This is a genomic window from Polaromonas sp. P1_E1_2, assembly GCF_056406035.1.
Genome location: NZ_JBFUAZ010000418.1, coordinates 1 through 3,864, shown reverse-complemented (window position 1 = coordinate 3,864; position 3,864 = coordinate 1). Strand labels below are relative to the sequence as shown.

Genomic DNA, 3,864 nt, shown 5'->3' with positions numbered 1-3,864 from the left:
CACATGTTCTTGGAAGGTGTGTCAGACAGCTTGGCCACGGGTTGGCCGTTGCAGCGGATCATCTTGATGACGATCTGCAGCGGCTCATAGCCCAGGTCATTGGTGAGGTTGGTGCCGATCCCGAAGGCCAGCTGGCAACGCCCCCTGAACTGCTGGAACAGCTCGATGGTGCGCGGCACCGTCAGGCCGTCGCTGAAAATCAGCGTCTTGGTCTGCGGGTCGACCCGGTTCTTGGTGTAGTGCGCAAGCATGCGCTCGCCCCACTGGAACGGGTCGCCGCTGTCGTGTCGCGCGCCGTCAAACAGTTTGCAGAAGTACATGTCGAAATCGCGCAGGAAGGCACTCATGCCGTAAACGTCCGACAGCGCGATCCCAAGGTCGCCCCGGTATTCCTTGGCCCATGACTCGAAGCCAAAGACCTGACTGTCACGCAGACGCGGCCCCAGCGCCTGGCAGGCCTGCAGGTATTCATGCGCCATGGTGCCTAACGGCGTCAGCCCGAGCTTCATGGCAAACAGCACATTGCTGGTGCCGGCGAACTGGCCACCCACCCCCGTGCCCAGCCGCGTCACCAGGGTGCGCAGCACTTCTTCGTGCCAGGCTTTGCCAAACCGGCGGCGTGTGCCGTAATCGGCGATCTTGAGCGTTCGCAGGCCCTGCGTCTGCAACTCGCCAATTTTGGTCTCCAGGCGCTTGCGACCTTCGACCAGGTCCGCCTTCTTCTGCGTGTTGCGAAAATAGACCTCATTGATGATGGCCAGCACCGGAATCTCGAAGAGGATGGTGTGCAGCCAGGGGCCCTTGATGGACACGTCGATCTCGCCCGAAGGCAAGGCCGTGACGCTGACGTACTTTTCATTGAGCCGGAAGATGCCGAGGAAGTCGACAAAATCGCTCTTGATGAAGCGCATGGCCTTGAGGTAAGCCAGCTCGGCATCCTGAAAGCGCAGACTGCACAGGCCACGGATTTCTTCCCGTATCTCGGTCACATAGGGCGCCAGATCACCAATACCCGGAGCACCGGCGTTGCGGCACTTGAAGCGGTATTCCACCTCGGCGCCCGGAAACTGGTGCAAGACCACCTGCATCATGGTGAACTTGTACAAGTCGGTGTCTAGCAGGCTGGTGATGATCATGGGGATCGCTTGAGGGCCGCGGCGCCAGGGCGCCTTGGCGGTTAATCAGGTGAACAGGCCCGGCGCCAATGCCGCACCGGGGCCTTCTTCAACTCGCGCCAGCTCAGGTACCGAGAAAATCCACTTCAAACAGCAAAGTGGCGTTCGGTGGAATCACGCCGCCGGCGCCGCGCGCACCGTAGCCCAGCTCCGCCGGAATGACGAGGCGGCGGGTGCCACCCACCGACATGCCTTGCACGCCTTCGTCCCAGCCGCGGATCACCTGCCCTGCGCCAAGGGAAAACTCGAACGGCTGGCCGCGGTCCTTGCTGGAGTCGAACTTGGCGCCCTGGACGCCGTTGTTATAGAGCCAGCCGGTGTAGTGAACCTTGACATGTTGCCCCGCCTTGGCGATGGCACCGGTGCCCAGCACGGTGTCTTCGTATTGCAGGCCGGAAGGTGTGGTGGTGAGATTCATTGTGAGGTCCTTCTAAAACAGGTGAAACAAAAAAACAGAGCCCAAACAGGCAAAAAGAAATCGCGTCTTTTCGCGAATCCCTGACTTTACCCGCAACACCCAAACTAGCTGGCGCGTACGGAGATGCAACTGCGCTGCGCCTAATCAAGCCATGTGGTGAATTCCGAAGCCGGCACCCGTGGCGTACGGAATGTGTTGACGAGCGCCGTGTCATCGGCATAACCCAGCGCCATGCCGCACACCAGCATTTCGTCGCTACCCGCGCCGATGTGCGGGAGGATGATCCGGGAAAACCCGTTCCAGGCCGCTTGCGGGCAGGTGTGCAGGCCCAGGCCGCGCGCGGCCACCATGAGGTTTTGCATGAACATGCCGTAGTCCACAAGTGAACCCCGGCCCATCACGCGGTCCAGCGTGAACATCAGGCCCACAGGCGCGTCGAACAACTGGAAGTTGCGATGGTGCTGTGCATGCATCTTGTCCTTGTCGCCCTTGGTGATTCCCAGCAGTCCGTAGAGGCCCCAGCCGTTTTCGCGACGGCGGTCGATATAGGGCGAGACCCACTTTTCAGGGTAGTAGTCGTATTCCTCTTTGTAGTCGGCGGCCAGTGCGGGGTTGGCGTATATCGCGTCATGGGCCTCGCAGACTTTGCCGACCAACGCATCGCGGCTCGCGCCCTGCAGCACATAGGCCTTCCAGGGCTGTGTGTTGGTGCCTGAAGGCGCGCGGCTGGCTACTTCCAGCAGGTGGGCAATGGTCTCGCGCGGCACCGGTTTGGGTAAAAACTGGCGTATCGACTGGCGGCTGACGATGGCTTCATCCACCGCATTGCGTGCATCGCCTGCTCGGCGCGGGGTGATATAGGGAAGCACGGGCAGTGCCTGGGTCATCAGAGGGTCTCCAGTACAGAAAGCAGTTCGGGGGGCAGTGGCGCCGGCCGGCGCGTGACGCGGTCGACATACACATGGATGAAATGGCCCCGGGCCGCGCACGATGCACCCTCATCGCCGGGGAACAGGGCCACTTCGTAGCGCACGCTGGACGAGCCGACRTGTGCCACGCGGATGCCCGCGACCACCGGCTCCGGAAAGGCCAGCGGCGCGAAGTAGTTGCATTGGGTTTCGATCACCAGGCCGATCACGCTGCCGGTGTGGATGTCGATGGCGCCGCGTTCAATCAGGAGGCCGTTGACGGCGGTATCGAACCAGCTGTAGTAGACGACGTTGTTGACGTGACCGTAAACATCGTTGTCGGACCATCGGGTGCCGATGTCGCGAAAGGCTTTATAGGCGCTGCGGGCTTCAGCCTGCGGGCGTGTCGGGGAGGTCATGAGAACCTATTTTGCCAGCGTGAACCTGGCCGGACTCAGGGTGGGCTTTTGGATGAATAACTGGGCTGCAGGGAAGTCTGATCGGAAGCGGCTCGCGCCCCAGCAATTCCGGCAAACGATTGGGTGAAGGCACGTTGTCCCGCTGCAGCAATATCCAGTGCCCATACGAGAAAGGCGAAAAGTGCAGGACGTCGCATACATGCGCGCCCAGGCGTGCCGCCCAGTTGGGCAACGGAATTTGCAGCGCGCGGGTGCGGGTGTAGTCGGCGCGAAGCTCACGCAAATACTCCGCGTAGCCGTATCGGCGGGTGCCGCCGAGTTCAACCTCGCGGTGACCAGCCAGGGAGGAAAGAGCCGCAAGCGCAGCAAACGCTTTCCCAAGATCGGTGGCAGCCATCGCCGCAATACCGCCGCGCGCACCGCGCGGAATAAATTGCACCGGCGAGCGCGACAAGCCGCGCAGCCAGCGGGCACCAAAGCCGCCCTCGCCGTCGAGCAAGGACGGCCGCACGATGGCGTAGTCGCTGCCCGACGCCGCGATGGTGTGCTCACCCAGCAGCTTGCTCGACAAAAACCGGCTTTTGGCGCCTGCGTGCAAGCCCAGGGCCGAGGTATGAATCAGCCGAATGCCGGCGCCGGCGCAAGCGACGGCCAGCGCCGCTGGCGCGCGGTGATGCACATGGTCATACGACTCATTCGGCCGCTGGCGAAGGATGCCCACGCAATTGACGACCACGTCCACATCTTTCAGCAGGGTTGTCCACGCATCGGGCTGTAACAGCTGCTCAAAGCGCGCAGCGCGCAAGACAGCAAAAGGATAGGCCTCTTCGTGGCGCGAAGGATGGCGGCTGCCGATCGAAACCTGCGCGCCCGACGCGTGCAGCGCCGCCACGGCATGGCGGCCAATGAAGCCGGTGCCGCCTAACACCAGCACGCGAAGAGCG

At 62.3% G+C, this 3,864-nt stretch carries 5 protein-coding genes; all 5 read right to left on the bottom strand.

The features are described from left to right. On the bottom strand, positions 1-1,136 hold a 1,136-nt coding region (gene pncB, locus AC1D1P_RS17025; protein WP_477673782.1), incomplete at its 3' end, for a nicotinate phosphoribosyltransferase. 103 nt (positions 1,137-1,239) lie between these two features. Then, positions 1,240-1,593, bottom strand: coding sequence for an FKBP-type peptidyl-prolyl cis-trans isomerase (locus AC1D1P_RS17020; protein ID WP_457278836.1), 354 nt, complete (start codon positions 1,591-1,593; stop codon positions 1,240-1,242). A gap of 140 nt (positions 1,594-1,733) precedes the next feature. Continuing rightward, on the bottom strand, positions 1,734-2,480 hold the full coding sequence (locus AC1D1P_RS17015; protein ID WP_477671031.1) for a nitroreductase: 747 nt from the start codon (positions 2,478-2,480) through the stop codon (positions 1,734-1,736). Continuing rightward, positions 2,480-2,920, bottom strand: a complete 441-nt coding sequence (locus tag AC1D1P_RS17010) for an acyl-CoA thioesterase (protein ID WP_477671032.1) — start codon at positions 2,918-2,920, stop codon at positions 2,480-2,482. The genes AC1D1P_RS17015 and AC1D1P_RS17010 overlap by 1 nt, the downstream gene beginning before the upstream one ends. Next, a partial coding sequence (locus AC1D1P_RS17005; protein ID WP_477673781.1) for an NAD(P)H-binding protein occupies positions 2,892-3,864 on the bottom strand: 973 nt, incomplete at its 5' end. The genes AC1D1P_RS17010 and AC1D1P_RS17005, both read right to left, overlap by 29 nt.

Bases quoted from the DNA above. Each gene is read 5' to 3' on its own strand.
- AC1D1P_RS17020 (WP_457278836.1), bottom strand. From the start codon at position 1,593: ATGAATCTCACCACCACACCTTCCGGCCTGCAATACGAAGACACCGTG.
- AC1D1P_RS17015 (WP_477671031.1), bottom strand. From the start codon at position 2,480: ATGACCCAGGCACTGCCCGTGCTTCCCTATATCACCCCGCGCCGAGCA.